Genomic DNA, 16,743 nt, shown 5'->3' on the forward strand with positions numbered 1-16,743 from the left:
GCTTTCAGGAAGAAACAATCAGGCCCATGCGGGCGCAGATGGCGTGGGTGGTGTTCCAGCACTCCCGCAGACTTTCTGCGTGCTGCTTGCATTCGTCGGCGCTGAATCCGTGGCCCTGCTTCTCGATGGTGAGCGCCAAGCGCGACAGAGCAGCCAGGCCCAAACTGGCGGTCACGCCTTTGAAAGAGTGACCCAGCTCAAGCAAATCTCCCGTGTTGTTTTGCTCCAGGGCCGCCAGCAGGTCCGAGTAGCAATGGGCGTCCGTGCGCATGGCGCCGTCCAGCAGCGACTGGTAGCCCTGCAAGGTCACCCCGACACACAGCTCTCCGATCATGGCCATATTCAAATGCTCGGCCACGTCCCCGGGTCGGAAGCGCCGGCGCGGCTGACGCGGTGCGGGTGCTGGCGCGGGCACAGCTTCCTCAGCCACAGGTGCAGAGGCGGTAGACGATGCCTCCGCTTGCATGGGTGTGGCGATGTCCGCAGCCTGAGGTGCTGCTGCTGGCGCTGCTGCAGCCGCGGGCTGTACTTTGGCTGCCGCTTTTGCTGCCGGCATGGCCAACGAGGCGCCTCGCAACCCGAAGCGCCGCACCAGCAGTTTTTCCAGCTCATGCACATTGACCGGTTTGGATAAAAAGCCGTCCATGCCAGCAGCCGTTACGCGGTCCTTGGACTCTTCAAACACGTCCGCTGTCAGGGCAATGATGGGCAGCTCGCAGAAGGGTGCTGGCAATTGCCGGATGGCCTCGGTGGCCTGCAGGCCATCCACCTCCGGCATATGCAAATCCATAAGCACCAGATCGGGCATTTCTCTCTGGATTTCTTGCAGGGCGATGCCGCCATGTTCTGCAAAACGGACGGAATGCCCCATGTTGCCCAACAGGGCCGACATGTACTTGCGGTTGATGGCATTGTCTTCGGCGACCACCAGATTCAAACCTGGAGTACCCGGCTCCCGTCGCGCGGTCACAGCGTCGGTGGTTTGCTCGCTGGGCGGGTTACTTAGCGGCAGGCACAAGATGGCAGTAAACACGCTGCCCTTGCCTTCCACACTGCTGACCTCAATATCGCCCCCCATGCGGCGCGCCAGGTTGCGGGAAATCTCCAGCCCCAAGCCCGTGCCGCCATGGCGACGTGCGCTGCTGGCATTGCCCTGCTCAAAGCGCTGGAACAACTTGGCCAGCACATCGGCCGACATGCCCATGCCTTCATCGGTGACGCGGATTTTGACGGCCACATCATCGCCAATCTTGAGGCCGTCAACGGATGGTGAAAACACTTCCACCAATACGGTACCGTGCTCGCTGAACTTGAGTGCGTTGGACACCAGATTCAGCATGATCTGCTTGACCCGCGTGCCGTCGGCCATCACCCAACGGGGGAGGTCTTTGTCAGCCTTCACACTCAACACCAGACGCTTTTCCAGCGCCACAGGGCGCATCAACGCTTGTACATCGCTCACCAACGAGGGCAGGTGCACGCTCTCGGGCTTGAGCGTCATCTTCCCGGCCTCCAGGGCGGATGCATCCAGAATATCGTTCAGCAAACTCAGGAGATGTTTGGCTGAACGGTTGGCTGTCTGGATATAGTCATCCTGTTGGGCATTGACCGGTGTGGCCTCCAAAAGACTCAACATACCGAGCATGCCGTTCAGTGGTGTGCGCAGCTCGTGGCTCATGTTGGCCAGAAACTGGGACTTGCCGGCATTGGCAGCATCCGCTTTTTCATTGGCGGCGCGCATCTGCTCATGCAATTGCTCCAGACGCAGGCGCTCCCGCTCCACCCGACCCTGGCGCACTCCGATGACCGCCGCAGATACCAGCAAGAGCACCAGCAAGCCGGCCATCAAACGCAATTTGGCCACCGCACTGTCCACGCTTCGGCCAAGTGCGACCTCCTGCTGATTACTCATCATCAGGGACGAGCGCATGGTGAGCGCATTCATGGCGGGTGCGAGTGCCTGCAATTCCTTGTAGAGTGCAGCCCAGACTTGCGCACTCTGGGGTACCTTGCCGACAGCGGCATCCGCCTGTTGCAGAACACGCTGCAACTCGGCATGGGCCATGACATACGCATCTGTCTTACGGAACTCTGTCGCGGCCAGCGACTTGTCGACCACCTCCAAGCGGCTCAGGACGAGGTCCAGAGCCATGCTCAGCGCATCGGTGTTGGGCGTGCCGTGTTCATGGGATGCCAATTCGACTTGGTGAGCAAATCGCAAGTACTCCCGCTCCAGCTGAAAAACTGAAGGTACGAAGGATTCCGTGAACTCCGCTTGGCGCTTGCGCGCATCCCGAAGTTCATTGCTTGCCTGAACTATCAGGAAGCCCACGATCGCAACCGACAGCACTGTAGCCAGCAAAAGCCAGATACGCCTGAGATGCATGGGGGTGGGCTTGAGCACGGGGGCTCCTTCCTTGATGCAGGCCTGACGCCGCTTACTCGACCGTCAGGGATTTGAGTTGCCAAGCAGAGCGCTCATAGTAAGTCGCGGAGCGCAGTTCTGCTTTGCTGTCAAACGGGTAGACGATAAACAACGGGCCCTTGGTACGAACAGGAATCAATTCCCCGTTCATCTTGTAGGCAAGGATCACGTCGAACTTGTTGGCATCGTCTGCGGGAATGGTGGTCTGGTAGTCATTGAGTGCTGCGGCTTTCAACGTGGTGCCGCTGGCCTTGGCTGCGGCAAGCACGTCACGGAGCAGAGGTCCCTGGAAAGCGATGGGCTTTTTGTCCCAGGGAGTCTGGGCACTGAACTTCTGCTGGGGCAGTTTTTCGATCATGGCCAGATCGAACGCGGCGCCGCCGGGGGAATTCTTCTCCCCAACTTTGCCAGAAATGGTCAGAATGACTTTGCCCTTGGCAGGTTCCAAGGCCTGCGCAGAGGCGGCACCAGCCACCAACACTGCAGACAAGGACAAGGTGACAAAACGGGATATCAAGGTATGCATGCAATCACTCCTTTTTACGAAATATATCCAATAATACGATAAATACAACTTAATTGGTATAAATATTTAAAACGCAAAAAAACAACAATTACATAAAGAAGCCAACCATCGCTTCAGCGCAAGATCGACCCCTACAAGTAAAAACGTTTATTTTTATTTTGCTTGTATTTTTTGATAAATTTGATACATTAGAAAAAAACCAAGTCTGCTTCAAGAGATCCTGACCATGGCAACCAACTTCCATCAACCGTCGGTCAACGCACTTTTTGACGCGATGCCCTTGCCCATGATTACGTTCGGAGTCAACGGTGTGGCGACCTTTGCCAACCGCGCAGCGCGTCTGCATCCCGGCAAGCCGGTCGAAGCGATGAGCGGGCGCATCGTGATCAAGAACTTGGCCCAGGCCATCACGCTAGGCAGGGTCAAACTCCCCTATACCGCCGAGGTTGGAGTGGCAGACGGCAAGAAACTCAAAGGGCAGTTCATGGCAGGCCCGTCCGGCCTGGATATCGCTTTCGTGGCGTTGCCGGAAGAAAAAGACGAAGCGCAGGCTGGCCCGGGCGCGCAGAGCCGCATGGGGCTGCACCAGATCATTGAGCTCTTGCAAGACGAAGTTGGCCCTCCCATCCGCAAGCTGACAGGCTTGCTGGGATCGCTTCCCGAAAGCGAAGAGGGCAACCGGCTGGAACTGGCCGCAGACGAGCTCAAAGAGCGGCTACGGCGCCTGGCGGACCTTCTCGCCGTGTTCGGGGAAGAAGCCATGTTAATGGATGACCGCATGGACCTGGGCGCGCTGGTAGAGCAAACGCTGACGGACCTTAAACCCAAGGCAATGCAAGCCCGCGTTCGGTTTGAAGTAAAGCCCCCGAATGGCACCTTGCCCCCCATTTACGGCAATGCCCGACTGATCAAGCGCGCGTTGTACGAATGCTTTGACAATGCCCTGACCCACTCACGCCGTGAGGTCAAGGCTGGCGTGGATTGCGCTGTACAGATCAGTTACACCCTGACTGGTGAGCATGTACTGATCAGTGTTCGCAACCAGGGCGCCATCGCCCCCGAAGACAAAGGCATTGAAACCCGCGATTTGTTCGCTGCCCGCAGCCCCACGCAAGCCAACGGCCGGCTCGGGCTACCCTTGGTGAACCGCATCGTCGGGTTGCATGGAGGCAGCATGCGCATGTCGATTGTGGACGGCGAGGACACCCGGGTCATGATCCAGTTCCCCACGGGCGCACCCCAGCGCGGACAAGCCAATTTGGATATGGAACAGGCCCAGCGCTACGCCGCAGACCTCGCCCAGTTGATGCAACGTCGCAAGAAGGAAGACGCAACATGAAACGCAAAGCCCTGATCGTGGATGACCAGCCCGATATCCGCAAACTCATCTTGATGACCATGGAGAGCGAGGACTTCGATCTCTATGAAGCCGACAACGGTGAGACCGCGTGGATCGTGGCCCAGAAGCTGCGCCCCCAGCTCATCCTGCTGGATGTGATGATGCCTGGCGCCTTGGACGGTTACCAGGTCTGCGAGAAGGTCAAAGCAGACCCCGCACTGGCCGGCAACACCAAGGTCATCCTGCTTACTGCACGGGGCCAGAAAACGGACATTGAGCGTGGACACGAAGCCGGCTGTGACGCCTACCTGGTCAAACCCTTCAGTCCGATCGAACTGCTCGATACCGTAGACCGCCTGGTCCCATAAGCAAAGGGCGCTGCGCCATGAGCCATCCGGATTGGTTGCCAAGGGTCCGCCGTCATCTGACGGCCCCTTACAGCATCAGCACCATCATCATGGGAGCCACCCTGGCTGTCATGGTGCTGTTGACCGTGGCGTATAACGCCTACACCTACCACCGAATCGCGAACGAGACCCTGCGAGTCGCGCAGACCAATGCCACTTCCGTGGCGCGCATGGTGGCCGGCAGCAGCTCGGCCGCACTTATTGCCGAGCGCCTCAATGCACTGCAGTCCAATGCGATTGATGCGGTGCAGCTTCCTGGCATCGATCGCATCAGCATATACAAGCCCGATGGCGTGAACTTGATGGAAGTGACCCGTGCGCATGACGGCGTGCATGTGGACACTGGCAAAAGCCTGGGCAACTCGGTAGTGGCCGGCGGCTTGCCCACTGGCGGGCTAGACAGTGACCACTTTGTAGCCTGGCAGGAAGTCGACAAAGACAACACGCTGAATAACGTTTGGGTTCGCGTTGATTACAGCCTGGAGAATCGCGACGCCGAGTTGCAACGCCTGTGGTTGCAGTCCTTCTGGATGGCGTTGATCCTGATGGGGGTCGTCATGCTGTGCCTGCACCTCATCATTCGCAAGGCCTTGGCTCCGGTGCGCGAACTTACCGAGTTTGCAGCCCAGATTCCCCTGCGAATGGGTGACGAGGTCCACCTGCCCAAAGCCAGCGTAGAGGTAAGCCTGCTTCAAGCAGCCATCAACCAGGCAAGCCGTGGCATGGCCTTGCAGGTCAACCGCGTGCAGGCCATCGTGAACACGGCTGCAGAGGCCATCATCGGGCTGGATGAGTTCGGCCGCGTCAGCACCACCAACCCGGCTGCCTCCAGCATGTTCGGACGTACGGAAGACGAGCTGCTCGGTCAAGTCATCGAATGCTGCGTTCCCGGTCTGAATGAGCAAGCCCTGCACGAAATGTTCGGTCAGGGCATGGAACACATCCTCAGTATCAGCCGGGTCACACGCCATGACTTCACGGGCACCCGAGCAGATGGAACCTTGTTCCCGGTAGAAATTTGTCTGGGAGAAGTCAAGAACGACAAAACCCTGCGCTACGCCTGTATCGTCCGCGACCTGACCGACGAGCGGGCCGCACAAGAAACCTCCGAACTCTACGAACGTGCGCTGGCCAGTAGCCACAACGCCGTGTTCATTACCAATGGCAAGATGGAACACCAGCCCATCGTCTATATCAACGATGCGTTCCAGAAGTTTGTGAACCTGCCCCGATGGGACATTCTGGGCGAAAGCCTGGCGCTGCTGCGCGGCAAGAATGCAGACGACCCGGGTGTGCGCGAACTGATGGAGGCCGTGCGCGAACACCGCAACGCCAATGTCACCATCCACCGCGAGCTGGAAAACGGCGATGTCCAAATTGCTGAGGTGTCCTTGTCGCCAGTGATGTCAGACAAAGGCACGTTGACGCACTTTGTAGGCATCGTGTCGGACATCACCGCGCGGGTGCGTGCCGAGGAGGCCATGGCCGAAAGGCGCGCCCAGCTGGACGCCATCTTCAGCCTGAGCCCCGACGGCTTTGTGATGTTTGATGCGCAAGACCAGCTGGTGTTTGCCAACCCTGCGTTTGAGCGCATGACCGGTCTGGGCAAACATGCATCCACACCTGTAAGCCTCTCGCAGTTTGAACAACAACTGCTCGCCTTGTGCGATGAGAACCAGGCCCTCCCAACCATGCGGGGCGACCAACCCGATGCATCCTGGGAAGAAAAGCTGCAACTGGCCCGACCGCAACGCCGCGTGGTGCAAGCGCGGTCACGCCGGAACGAAGCTGGACGGCGCGAGACCATTCTTTACTTCCGCGACGTGACGCACGAAGACCAGGTGGACCGCATGAAGAGCGAGTTCCTTACTGCAGCGGCGCACGAGCTGCGTACGCCCATGGTGAGCATCTTCGGCTTCTCCGAGCTGTTGACGCGCCGCAAGTTCACGCCGGAGCGGCAGACCGACATGCTGCAGACCATTCACCGCCAATCAGGTTTGCTGGTCAAGATGTTGAACGAACTGCTGGACCTGGCGCGCATTGAGTCCCGCGGCGGTCTCGACATGCAGATTGCAGCACATCCCCTGAATGAAACAGTGGAAAACTGCATCAAGGGACTGATGCTCAAGGACACTGACCGCCCGGTGCTGTACGACACCCTGCCTCCCCTGCAAGTCCTGATGGACCCCGAGAAGATGCAACAGGCCTTGACCAACCTGCTGGCCAATGCGTTCAAATATTCCCCGCAAGGCGGGGACGTGACACTCTCTGTACGCACGGAAGAGGATGAGGGTGTGCGCTATGCCGTCATTGATGTGCGTGACCAGGGCATAGGCATGACACCGGAGCAACTGGAGCGCGCCTTCGAGCGCTTCTATCGCGCCGATGCCTCGGGCAATATTCCGGGCACGGGTTTGGGCCTGAGCCTGGTGAAAGAAATCGCTGACTTGCACAAGGGCCGCGCCACGCTGCAAAGCACCTTCGGCGAAGGCACCACAGCCAGTTTGTGGATCCCCTTGGCTGAGGCTTAAGACCCCCTGAGACAAAGCAGCTGAGGTCTGACGGCACTGTCGCAGCAAGCGCGGCGGCAGCTGATGACTGATACAGCCGCTAGCGCAGGGTCATCTGCCGGTTACGGGCCAAGTCTTCTATCGCCGAAAAATCCACCGGCTTCTGGAACACCACGGTGCCTTCCGGCAGACCTCCCCGGTCTGCCACATCGCCCGCGCTCAGTGCGGTGACGGCCACCACCTGGAGGTTGGCGTATTCGGCGCCCGCCATCTTGAGCGAGCGCACCATCTCAAAACCGTTCATGCCCGGCATGTTGAGGTCGGTGACTACCATGTCCGGCATCCATTGCCCGATGCGCACCAAGCCCTGAAAACCATCGTTGGCGGTACTGAGCTCTACGGGGAAGCGCCAGCCCTCCACCATCATGGAAAAGAGTTGCCGCAAGTCTGCGTCGTCTTCCACCACCAAGAGGCGCAAAGCCCGCGTGGGCGGCGCAGTCGCGCCGTGCACCACGGGCGCCAGCATGTCCGCCCGCTCGCGGGTCAGCCGTTCCACAGCGCTACGGGCAATGCGACGGTGTCCACCGGCTGTACGCCAGGCCGGCAACACGCCGGACTCCACCCACAGCTGCACCGTGCGCACGGCCACACCCAGCACCTCGCCCACCTCGCGGGTGGTCATGAGTTCATCGTTGCTCGGGATTTTTCGCATGGCCTTTTAGTGCATCAAATGGGGGTCGGCTGTCGCCGCGTCATCCGGCAACAGCGCTTGCGCAGGGAGCCACAAGGTGACAGTCGTACCGGCACCAGGCACACTGCTGAGCTCGGCTTCACCTTGCTGCAACTGCATGATTTCCTGCACCAGGCTCAGGCCCAAACCCGTGCCCGGAATATCGCCCAGCGGCTGGGCGCGGTAAAAACGTTCGAATGCACGGCGGCATTGGGCCTCATCCATGCCCATACCTTCATCCCGCACCTGTACGCCTATCTGTTGCTGCCCTGCCAGGCCCCTCAAGCTTGTGGAGATGGTGACCGTACCCCCTTGAGGGGAGTACTTCACCGCATTGGAAAGCACATTGAGCAGGGCTTGGCGGGTCTTCTCCGGATCAGCCAACACGCTCAATGCGCCATGACGCAGGTCGCACACAAGACGGTGCTTGTCGGCTTTGTAATGCAGCCCGCTCACCGTACTTTCCACCAGCGCTGCCAAGGGGCAACTCACGATGTTCAAGTCTTTGCCCTGACGGGCCTCGATGCGGGACAAGTCCAACAACTCATTGATCAAATCGATCAGGGACTTGGCCTGCCGGTGGATAGTGCCCAGCAGTTCTTTCTGTTTTTCAGGCCCCAAAGTGCGGACCAGCATCAGCTCCGCAAAACCGTAAATGCTGGCCAAGGGGGTGCGCAACTCGTGGGCCGCAGCGGACAAGAAGTCCGACTTCATGCGGTCTATATCGTGGGCTTGGGTGACGTCGCGCAGGTAGATCGCTGCAACTGAGGGCTCCACGTGCACACGCTTGACAGCCAAGACCTTGCGGCCACCATGGGTCCAGATGCGTGTGCACTCCGCAATGAGGCCGGGTGCTGACAAGGCCCACTGCCGCAACTCATCCCGCTCTTTCCCGCAGGCTTGTGGCCACCATATGCCTGCCAGGGAATTGGCGGGTACACATTCGCCGGCGCTGGACATCGTCAGCACCGCGTGGTCGCAGGCATCCAGCAGGCTCTGCACAAGCCGTACTTGCGCACGCAGAGACTCCACTTCAGCATGGACCTCGGGCTGCTCACACAGCAGCAGGCCAGCATCTACTGCACCCTGCAAAGGGCTGGAAATGCTATGGGGGCAGACAGGTGTCATGGCAAAGGTGCCGGTGGGTTGCAGATCAGTAGTTATAGTCAAATCAATGCATAGCGCTCGTGGAATATGCGCGAGAAGCTATCAAAATAATAGCAATCCTCAAACGCAAAGTGCCTCCTGTTCCAGCAGCTTTACCGTGAGCGCATCGAGATAGCCGCAAAGGCGGTCGGCACTCAATGGTTTCTGGTATCGCACCACGCGCGTAGGCAGGCGTGCATCGGCGGTGATCTCCTGCTGCGACATGGCAGTCAGTGCAATCACATCAAGGCTATCCAAGCCCGGCTCTTCACCCAAAACCCGTACCAAAGTAAAGCCATCCATGGGCTCCATCACCAGATCGGTCACGAGCAGGTCAGGCCGCAGGGCGCGAATGTGGTCTAGCGCCTGCTCTGCCTGATTGATGATGGTGAGCTGCACCGAGTGGCCTATACGGGCCAGCAGTGCCTTGAAAAAAGCAATCTGCACCGGGTCGTCTTCGACCAGCAAGATACGCAGGGGACGATTGCCAGTTACCCCCGCCAAACCGGCATTGCGCGAGTTCAGCAGTTGATCGACGCTGCTGCGGAAGATGCGCCGGTGGCCACCGGGGGTGATCCAGGCGTCCAGCTCCCCGTTGATCACCATCTTCTGGACGGAGGTGGTCGACAAGCCCAAGAGCTTGGCCGCCTGCTGGGTCGTCAAAACGTCGCGTTCTACGGTCATATCTAGGTGCTCCAGTTGCAATTTGATCTGCAAAGCATGCCAAACTCAGCACACAAACAAACGAAATTGATATTTCGAATCATTTAATCAATTATGAATGCAAAAACCAAAATAATCAAATAATTGACTCCAATGGTTTGACAAAAGATGGGGCTTTCAACATGCGCAGCCCATAAACAGCAAAATTACGAAGGGATCAATACTCAATGCCGGGTAGTGCCGCAAAAGCGGGATCGGCCTCTTCGATCAATCGAGTGACAACTTCGATAAGTTCAACCGGCTGAAATGGTTTAACTAGATAAGCTTTGGCACCGGACGCCATGCCAGCTGCGATGTCAGATGTGGCGCCTGCGGCAGTCAACATAACAATTGGGATGGAGCTCAGCTCCGGATCTGAACGCATAACGGCTGATGCAGTCAGACCAGAGATGCCCGGCATTCGGACATCCATCAGTACAAGGTCAGGGCGATGTTCACGCACCATTGACAAGCCTTCCTCTCCATCCGCGGCCTCCAATACGTGAAAGCCCATATATTCCAGAGTCATCCGGATTAATCGTCGCAGCCCCACCCCGTCCTCAACGGACAAAATTGTCTTTTTCATTTCATTTATTCAAATCAATGCATTTGAAGACTTTAATAAATATTTCGAATTTTTACACTAGCTGTGATCACTCATTTCGATTGATTTTTTAGATCACCAGTTCGAATCAATAGCTTTTATGTTCATCTTTTCAAAAATCGTGGGCTGGTTCACGCAGCCACTGACCTGGTTGCTGCTGGGCTTGGCGCTGGCGTGGCTTTTCTCCGCGAAGCGGCCTCTGCTGGCCCGGCGTGCGTTGGGGTTTGGCGGGCTTCTACTGGCGCTGATCGGCTGGCAACCCTTGCCCGAGTTGTTGATACGGAAGCTGGAATCCCGCTACCCGGAAATTGCGCCGGCAGCCGACTTGTCCGCCTACGCAGGCGTGGTGGTGCTGGGCGGGGGTACGGCGGCCGGGCGCTTGCAGCAAAGCCACTCGCAACCGTTGATCAATGATGGCGGGGAACGCTTGGCGGTGTCTGCAGCGCTGGCATTACGTCACCCGGCATTGCCCCTGGTCTATACCGGTGGTGAAGGCGATCCGGCAGGCGGTGGCCCGAGTGAAGCAGCGCGTGCCCGGCAGTTTTATGAGAGCTTTCGTATTCCTGCCACACAAGTGCGCTATGAAGCGGAGTCCCGCAACACCTACGAAAACGCCGTGCTTACCGCCAAGGTCCCCGGAGTGAACCCGCAAGACCGCTGGCTGCTCATGACTTCCGCCTGGCATATGCCTCGCGCCATGGCCACGTTTGAAAAAGCGGGCTGGAATGTCACTGCGTATCCGGTGGACTACCGCGCCGAAGACGTGACGATCTGGACCCGCTATTCCCTGTTAGGCGGTGTCTCTGACTGGCAGCTGGTGCTCAACGAGCTGGTCGGTCTGGCGGCATACCGCCTCACGGGCCGGCTGTAGATCCGCGCGGTTTAAGCCGGGATGACCTTGCGCGCCAGCACCTGATCGATGCGGCGGCCTTCCAGCGTCACGACCTCAAAGGTCCACTCGCCCACCACAATCTTGGCACCGGGCTGGGGTAGCTGGCCGGTGACCGCCATCAACAAGCCAGCGAGGGTGTTGTAACGGCCGCGCTCTTCGTCCGGCAACTCGTCCTCAATGTCCAGGCGGACTTTGAGTTCACCCACCGGCATCAGGCCATCGAGCATCCATTGGCCGTCCTGTTGCAGGGTGGCCCAGGCCTGTTCCTGCGCATCGGGCTGCAGCTCTCCGGTAATGGCTTCCAGCAGGTCGTGCGGCGTCATCAAACCCTGCACCACACCGTACTCGTCCACCACAAACACCATGCGCGCCGACTTGACGCGGAACTGCTCAATCAGCTCCATACCGGTCAGCGTCTCCGGCACGAATACCGCCTGCTCTGCCAGGGAATCCACAGTGCCGGTGTAACCGGGCCCCATGGCCAACAGGCGGGACACGCTCACCACACCCACCACGTTGTCCAGCGAGCCGCGGCACACGGGGTACCAGGAGTGACCATGGTGCTCGCGGCTATCACCTGCTAGCTCCAGCGCCGCCTTGACGCTGAGATTGGCCTCCATCCACGCAATGTCTACACGGGGAAGCATCATGCTGGTCAGGGGCCGGTCGTCGAGGTGGAACACATTGCGCACCATCTGGTGCTCGTGCTCTTCAATGATGCCGGCGTCCACACCTTCTTCCAGGCTGGCCGAGATTTCTTCTTCAGTCACCGCACGGTTGTCGGTGGCGTTCAGGCGCAGTAAGCGCAAGGTGGCCTGCGTGGCGTACGCCAGCAGTTTCACAAAAGGCTTGGCGCCGGTGGCAACCCAGGTCATGGGTATAGCCAGTGCACGCGCCACAGTCTCAGGGTATAGCTGCCCGATGCGCTTGGGTACCAGTTCGCCGAACAGGATGGTGATGAAGGTAATGCCGGTCACTACCAATGCGGTGGCAGACACCTCAGCCACCCGCTGTGACATGGTGAAGTGGTGAGACAACCACTGCGCAACCCCGTCACTGAACGCGGCCTCACCCACAATGCCGTTGAGCATGCCGATGGAGGTAATGCCCACCTGCACCACGGACAAAAACTGCGTCGGGTTGTCCAGCAGGGCCAAGGCTGCCTTGGCCCCCTTGTCTCCGGTCTCGACCATGGTTTGCAGCCTGACCTTGCGGCTGGCCGTCAGCGCCAGTTCCGACATGGCGAACACGCCGTTCAACAGGGTAAGGACAAGAATGAGCAGGAAATCCATGAAAGCCAAGCGAGAATCGAGACCATGGCAATGTACCTTATCGGTGATATCCAGGGCTGCGACAGCGCACTGGAACAACTCACCCGACTGATCGACTTCTCCCCCAGCCGCGACACCCTGTACCTGCTGGGCGACTTGGTGAACCGTGGCCCCGAGTCGGCGGACGTGTTGCGCCGCCTGATGCGCTACGGCGCCTCAGCCCGCTGCCTGCTGGGTAACCACGACCTGCACCTGTTGGCCGTGAGCTACGGCGTGCGCAAACCCGGAAAGAAAGACACCCTCACCGATTTGCTGCAGGCCGACGACGCCCCTGCCCTGCTGCACTGGCTGCATCACCAGAAGCTGGCTCTGTTGGAGAAAGTGGGGGATACAAAACTATTAATGGTCCATGCCGGCGTTCTACCTGCGTGGACAGCTACCAAAACCATAGCACTCGCCACAGAAGTCGAAGCCGCCCTTCAAGGTCCGGATGCCTCAGGCTTCTTCCGCCAGATGTACGGCAATGGCCCTGACACCTGGGATGACAGCTTGCAAGGCGCAGAAAGGCTGCGGTTGATCGTCAACGCGCTCACACGCCTGCGCTACTGCACGCCCGAGGGCACCATGGAGTTCGCGCATTCGGGAGGGCTAACAGAGGCGCCTGAGGGCTATGTGCCCTGGTTCGATACGCCGAACCGCCAAACCGCAGGCGATGTAGTGGCCTTCGGCCATTGGTCCACGCTGGGCTGGTTGAACCGCCCTGATGCCTTTGCCTTGGACAGTGGTTGCGTGTGGGGCGGATGCCTCAGTGCACTGCGTGTCGCACCCGCTGCATCGGGCGGGCTGGACGCCGAGTTGCTGCAAGTGAAGTGCGCCCAGTCCCAGGCTCCCGGGGACTGAGCACGAAACTTCCGGTCAGGCGGACTTGAACAGTGCCGCGACCTTGCGCTTGGGCTTGATGTTGGCAGAGATGCCGCGGCTGGAAGGTTTGGCCGCAGACTCCCAAGAAGGAGCAGGTGCTTCAGCCGCAGGGGCGCTGGGCTCGTAGGGCTTGTCAAAGAAGGGATCACGCGGCGCAGGAGCGGGACGACTGTATTCGCGGGGTGCGCGGGTGCGGTAGGCGTCATCGCGCTCATTGCTATGGCTGCGGCCACGGCCTTCACCGCGACTGTCTCCACGGCCTTCGCTGCGGGGACCCCGGGCTTGCTCGCCGTTCTCGGCGTACATGCGGCGGCCATCATTGATGCGGCCTTGGCTGCGGATGTCCGGACGGTCTTCGTCAAACTCCACGGCTTCGAGCTCAATCTTGGTCTTGATCAGCTTCTCGATGTCCGCCACCAAGCGGGCATCGTTGCCGCCACCGACAAAGCTCACCGCCAGGCCGGAGGCGCCGGCGCGACCGGTACGGCCGATGCGGTGCACATAGTCTTCTGCGTTGAACGGAATATCCATGTTGAACACGGCGGGCACGTCCTTGATGTCCAAACCGCGGGCGGCCACATCGGTACAGACCAGCAAGTCCACTTCGCCTTTTTTGAAGGCTTCCAGTGCTTTCAGACGCTCGTCCTGGCTCTTGTCGCCGTGCAGGGCCGCAGCACGCAGACCATCGCGCTCCAGGGCACGGGTCAGGCGGGCGCAACCGAGCTTGCTGTTCACAAACACAAAGGCTTGCTTGATGTCTTTGCTGCGCACGATCTGCAAAAGGGCGTGGCGCTTGTCGTCGTCGTTGACGCGGTAGAAATGCTGCTCCACGGTGGAAGCTGTGGCGTTGGAGCGCGCCACTTCAATCGTGATCGGGTTTTGCAGGTAGCTGCTCGCCAGTCGCTTGATTTCGGGCGAAAAGGTCGCCGAGAACAGCAAGGTGGTCCGCGTCTTGGGCAGATAGCTCAGGATGCGTTGCAGGTCCGGCAGGAAGCCGATGTCCAGCATGCGGTCGGCTTCGTCCAGTACCACGTACTCGACCTGGTTCAACACCGCGTTCTTGGCTTCGATGTGGTCCAGCAAACGGCCGGGGGTCGCCACCAGCACTTCCACACCGGCTTTGAGCTCCAGGGTCTGGGGCTTCATGTCCATGCCACCGAACACCACCGCGCTGCGCAGGTTGGTGTACTTGGCGTACAGCTTGACTTGCTGAGCCACTTGGTCAGCCAGCTCGCGGGTTGGCAACAGCACCAAAGCGCGTACGGGGTGGCGGGCGGGAGAGGTGGAAGCGTTTTCGTGCTTTATCAGGCGCTGCAGCAAAGGCAGTGCGAATGCGGCAGTTTTGCCGGTACCGGTCTGGGCGGCGCCCATCACGTCTTTCCCGGTCAGCACGACAGGGATGGCCTGCGCCTGAATAGGCGTCATGGTGGTGTAGCCCATCTCCGCCACTGCGCGGGCGAGAGGATTGGCCAGCTGCAGCTGGGCAAAAGCCATGGTGGGCGTGTCCGCGGTGAGCTCGTTGGAGGTCACGGGAGTGGGAGTCAATTCAGTGATCAAATCGGTAAGGCATAGCCATAAAGAGTGCTATCCATCCGATAGCGGGTCGCCCAAAGGAAGTCAGGGCAAACCTCGATTATCCTCTAGTTCGCGATTTCCACTACGCGCACCCGCGGAGTGTGGGGGCTAGATTCCCCGCCGGGCCGCCCCAAGGGGAATCCGCCCCCTTGGGGGGAGCGACCCGCAAAGCGGCGGAGCCTGGGGGCTAGATGGACCGGCTGGAAAACGTGTCACAGCCCTTGACGCTGCCGGTTTTCAGGCCCTTGTCGAACCAGCGCTGGCGCTGCGCGCTGCTACCGTGGGTAAAGCTCTCCGGCACTACGGCACGCCCTGCGCCGCGCTGCAAAGCGTCGTCACCGATTTTGGCGGCCGCATTCATGGCCTCCGCCACATCGCCCTCTTCCAACAGCTGGCGGGCGTTGTTGGCGTGGTGCGCCCAGACACCGGCAAAGCAATCGGCTTGCAGCTCCAGGCGCACGCTCAGGGCGTTGCCTTCGGCTTCACTGGCGCGCCCACGGGCTTCCTGCACCTTGGCACTGATGCCCAACAGGTTTTGTACGTGGTGGCCGACCTCATGGGCGATCACATAGGCCTGCGCAAAGTCACCCGGCGCGCCCAATTGTTTTTGCAGGGTCTCGTAAAAACCGAGGTCGATATAGACCTTTTGATCCGCAGGGCAATAAAAGGGCCCCATGGCGCTCTGACCCTGGCCGCAAGCGGTGGGCGTGGATCCGCGGAAAAGCACCAGCTTGGGATTGCGGTAGGTGCCGCCGCCTTTGGAGAAGACCTCACCCCACACATCTTCCGTATCCGCCAGCACGGTGGACACAAATTTGGCCATCTTGTCATCGGCCGGCGGCCGTTGGGCCGGTGCCTGCTGCACCTGCGCCGTGGGCGCTGCGCCGCTCAAGGCACTCAAAATCGTCAAGGGGTTGATACCCAGCACCCATCCGCCCAGCAGGGCGATCACGATGGTGCCTACCCCCAACCGTCCGCTCAGCAGTGCGCCCAGGGGACCGAGCCCACCTCCACTGCCGCCACGGAAGCCCCCGCCACCGCCATTACGGCGGTCTTCCACGTTATCGGACTCGCGGTTGCCTTCCCATTTCATGTTCTGTCTTTCGCCCGCAGTGGTTAACGGTTTGTTGTGGAGGTTTCAATGAACTGCGCCAGCTCCGCAGACCATTCCGCTGACTCGGGTTGCAAGGCTTGCAGGGATTCAATCTCGACGCCGGCATCAGCCAGCATCTTTTCGGAAGCGGCGTTCACGCGCTCCTGGTGTGCTTTTTTGTCCAGGTACACCACGCGCTTGATGCCGACCTGGATGATGGACTGCACGCATCGCGGGCAGGGGTACTGGGTTGCATAGATGGTGGAGCCATGCAGCGGCAAGGACGTGCAGTTCAGGATGGCGTTCTGCTCGGCATGCACGATGTAGCTGTGGCGCGAGTTGAGCGGATCGCTGTCGTCGTCCTGCCAGTAATGCTCATCGTGGTCGTCGCAACCACGCGGCAGGCCGTTGTAGCCCACGCCGGAAATCTTGTTGTCCGGGCCGACGATGCACGCGCCATTGCGCTTGCGGGCGTCTTTGGATCGGGCGGCTGCCAGAAGCGCCACGCCCATGAACATGGAATGCCAGTGAATCAGAGAGTCGTTTTTCATAGCATGCAGTGGTTTTTGTCAGTCTAGCACCGCATGGCTTGACGTCGCTCC

Annotated in this window: 15 protein-coding genes; 5 read left to right on the top strand and 10 right to left on the bottom strand. The window is 59.7% G+C overall.

Features of this window, described 5'->3' with window-relative positions:
* Window positions 1-4: 4 nt before the first annotated feature.
* Both RAN89_RS16850 and RAN89_RS16855 read right to left on the bottom strand, forming a co-directional pair.
* Window positions 5-2,404 (bottom strand): ATP-binding protein, encoded by a 2,400-nt coding sequence (locus RAN89_RS16850; protein ID WP_313867376.1) that lies wholly within the window; start codon window positions 2,402-2,404, stop codon window positions 5-7.
* Window positions 2,405-2,438: 34 nt separating this feature from the next.
* The gene (locus RAN89_RS16855; RefSeq protein WP_313867377.1) at window positions 2,439-2,951 is read right to left on the bottom strand and encodes a putative pterin-binding protein; all 513 of its coding nucleotides are present in this window, start codon (window positions 2,949-2,951) and stop codon (window positions 2,439-2,441) included.
* A 226-nt stretch (window positions 2,952-3,177) separates the two neighbouring features.
* On the opposite strand from RAN89_RS16855, the gene RAN89_RS16860 reads away from it, so the two are divergent.
* The 3 genes from RAN89_RS16860 to RAN89_RS16870 are packed head-to-tail and all read left to right on the top strand — an operon-like array spanning window position 3,178 to window position 7,228.
* The gene (locus RAN89_RS16860) at window positions 3,178-4,290 is read left to right on the top strand and encodes a sensor histidine kinase (protein ID WP_313867378.1); all 1,113 of its coding nucleotides are present in this window, start codon (window positions 3,178-3,180) and stop codon (window positions 4,288-4,290) included.
* Entirely contained in the window at window positions 4,287-4,658 is a 372-nt protein-coding gene (locus tag RAN89_RS16865) for a response regulator transcription factor (RefSeq protein WP_313867379.1), read from the top strand. Before RAN89_RS16860 ends, RAN89_RS16865 begins: the two co-directional genes overlap by 4 nt.
* Before the next feature lie 17 nt (window positions 4,659-4,675).
* Window positions 4,676-7,228, top strand: a complete 2,553-nt coding sequence (locus RAN89_RS16870; RefSeq protein WP_313867380.1) for a sensor histidine kinase — start codon at window positions 4,676-4,678, stop codon at window positions 7,226-7,228.
* Between the two features lie 79 nt (window positions 7,229-7,307).
* Here RAN89_RS16870 and RAN89_RS16875 read toward each other — a convergent pair whose 3' ends face one another.
* The 4 genes from RAN89_RS16875 to RAN89_RS16890 all read right to left on the bottom strand — a co-directional run bounded on the left by RAN89_RS16875 (window position 7,308) and on the right by RAN89_RS16890 (window position 10,371).
* Complete coding sequence (locus RAN89_RS16875) at window positions 7,308-7,919, bottom strand: response regulator (RefSeq protein WP_313867381.1); 612 nt, start codon at window positions 7,917-7,919, stop codon at window positions 7,308-7,310.
* A 6-nt stretch (window positions 7,920-7,925) separates the two neighbouring features.
* Window positions 7,926-9,107: a sensor histidine kinase gene (locus RAN89_RS16880; protein ID WP_313867382.1), complete on the bottom strand. Its 1,182-nt coding sequence runs from the start codon at window positions 9,105-9,107 to the stop codon at window positions 7,926-7,928.
* 57 nt (window positions 9,108-9,164) lie between these two features.
* Window positions 9,165-9,767, bottom strand: a complete 603-nt coding sequence (locus tag RAN89_RS16885) for a response regulator (protein ID WP_313867383.1) — start codon at window positions 9,765-9,767, stop codon at window positions 9,165-9,167.
* A gap of 196 nt (window positions 9,768-9,963) precedes the next feature.
* Window positions 9,964-10,371 carry a response regulator gene (locus RAN89_RS16890; RefSeq protein ID WP_313867384.1) on the bottom strand — a complete coding sequence of 136 codons (408 nt, stop codon included), beginning with the start codon at window positions 10,369-10,371 and terminating at the stop codon, window positions 9,964-9,966.
* 118 nt (window positions 10,372-10,489) lie between these two features.
* Here RAN89_RS16890 and RAN89_RS16895 point away from each other — a divergent pair, with 118 nt between their 5' ends.
* Window positions 10,490-11,260: a YdcF family protein gene (locus RAN89_RS16895; protein WP_313867385.1), complete on the top strand. Its 771-nt coding sequence runs from the start codon at window positions 10,490-10,492 to the stop codon at window positions 11,258-11,260.
* A gap of 11 nt (window positions 11,261-11,271) precedes the next feature.
* Here RAN89_RS16895 and RAN89_RS16900 read toward each other — a convergent pair whose 3' ends face one another.
* A complete protein-coding gene (locus RAN89_RS16900) occupies window positions 11,272-12,573 on the bottom strand; it encodes a hemolysin family protein (RefSeq protein ID WP_313867386.1) in 1,302 nt (433 codons plus the stop codon).
* A gap of 24 nt (window positions 12,574-12,597) precedes the next feature.
* Between RAN89_RS16900 and RAN89_RS16905 the strand changes: the two genes are divergently transcribed.
* Entirely contained in the window at window positions 12,598-13,452 is an 855-nt protein-coding gene (locus RAN89_RS16905) for a symmetrical bis(5'-nucleosyl)-tetraphosphatase (protein WP_313867387.1), read from the top strand.
* 15 nt (window positions 13,453-13,467) lie between these two features.
* On the opposite strand, the gene RAN89_RS16910 is transcribed toward RAN89_RS16905, so the two are convergent.
* The 3 genes from RAN89_RS16910 to RAN89_RS16920 all read right to left on the bottom strand — a co-directional run bounded on the left by RAN89_RS16910 (window position 13,468) and on the right by RAN89_RS16920 (window position 16,692).
* Entirely contained in the window at window positions 13,468-14,967 is a 1,500-nt protein-coding gene (locus RAN89_RS16910) for a DEAD/DEAH box helicase (protein WP_313869428.1), read from the bottom strand.
* A 268-nt stretch (window positions 14,968-15,235) separates the two neighbouring features.
* Window positions 15,236-16,141 carry a KPN_02809 family neutral zinc metallopeptidase gene (gene ypfJ, locus RAN89_RS16915; RefSeq protein ID WP_313867388.1) on the bottom strand — a complete coding sequence of 302 codons (906 nt, stop codon included), beginning with the start codon at window positions 16,139-16,141 and terminating at the stop codon, window positions 15,236-15,238.
* Between the two features lie 23 nt (window positions 16,142-16,164).
* Window positions 16,165-16,692 (bottom strand): deoxycytidylate deaminase, encoded by a 528-nt coding sequence (locus RAN89_RS16920; protein ID WP_087497232.1) that lies wholly within the window; start codon window positions 16,690-16,692, stop codon window positions 16,165-16,167.
* Window positions 16,693-16,743 lie beyond the last annotated feature (51 nt).

The organism is Rhodoferax mekongensis (assembly GCF_032191775.1).
GTDB classification, from domain to species: domain Bacteria; phylum Pseudomonadota; class Gammaproteobacteria; order Burkholderiales; family Burkholderiaceae_C; genus Allorhodoferax; species Allorhodoferax mekongensis.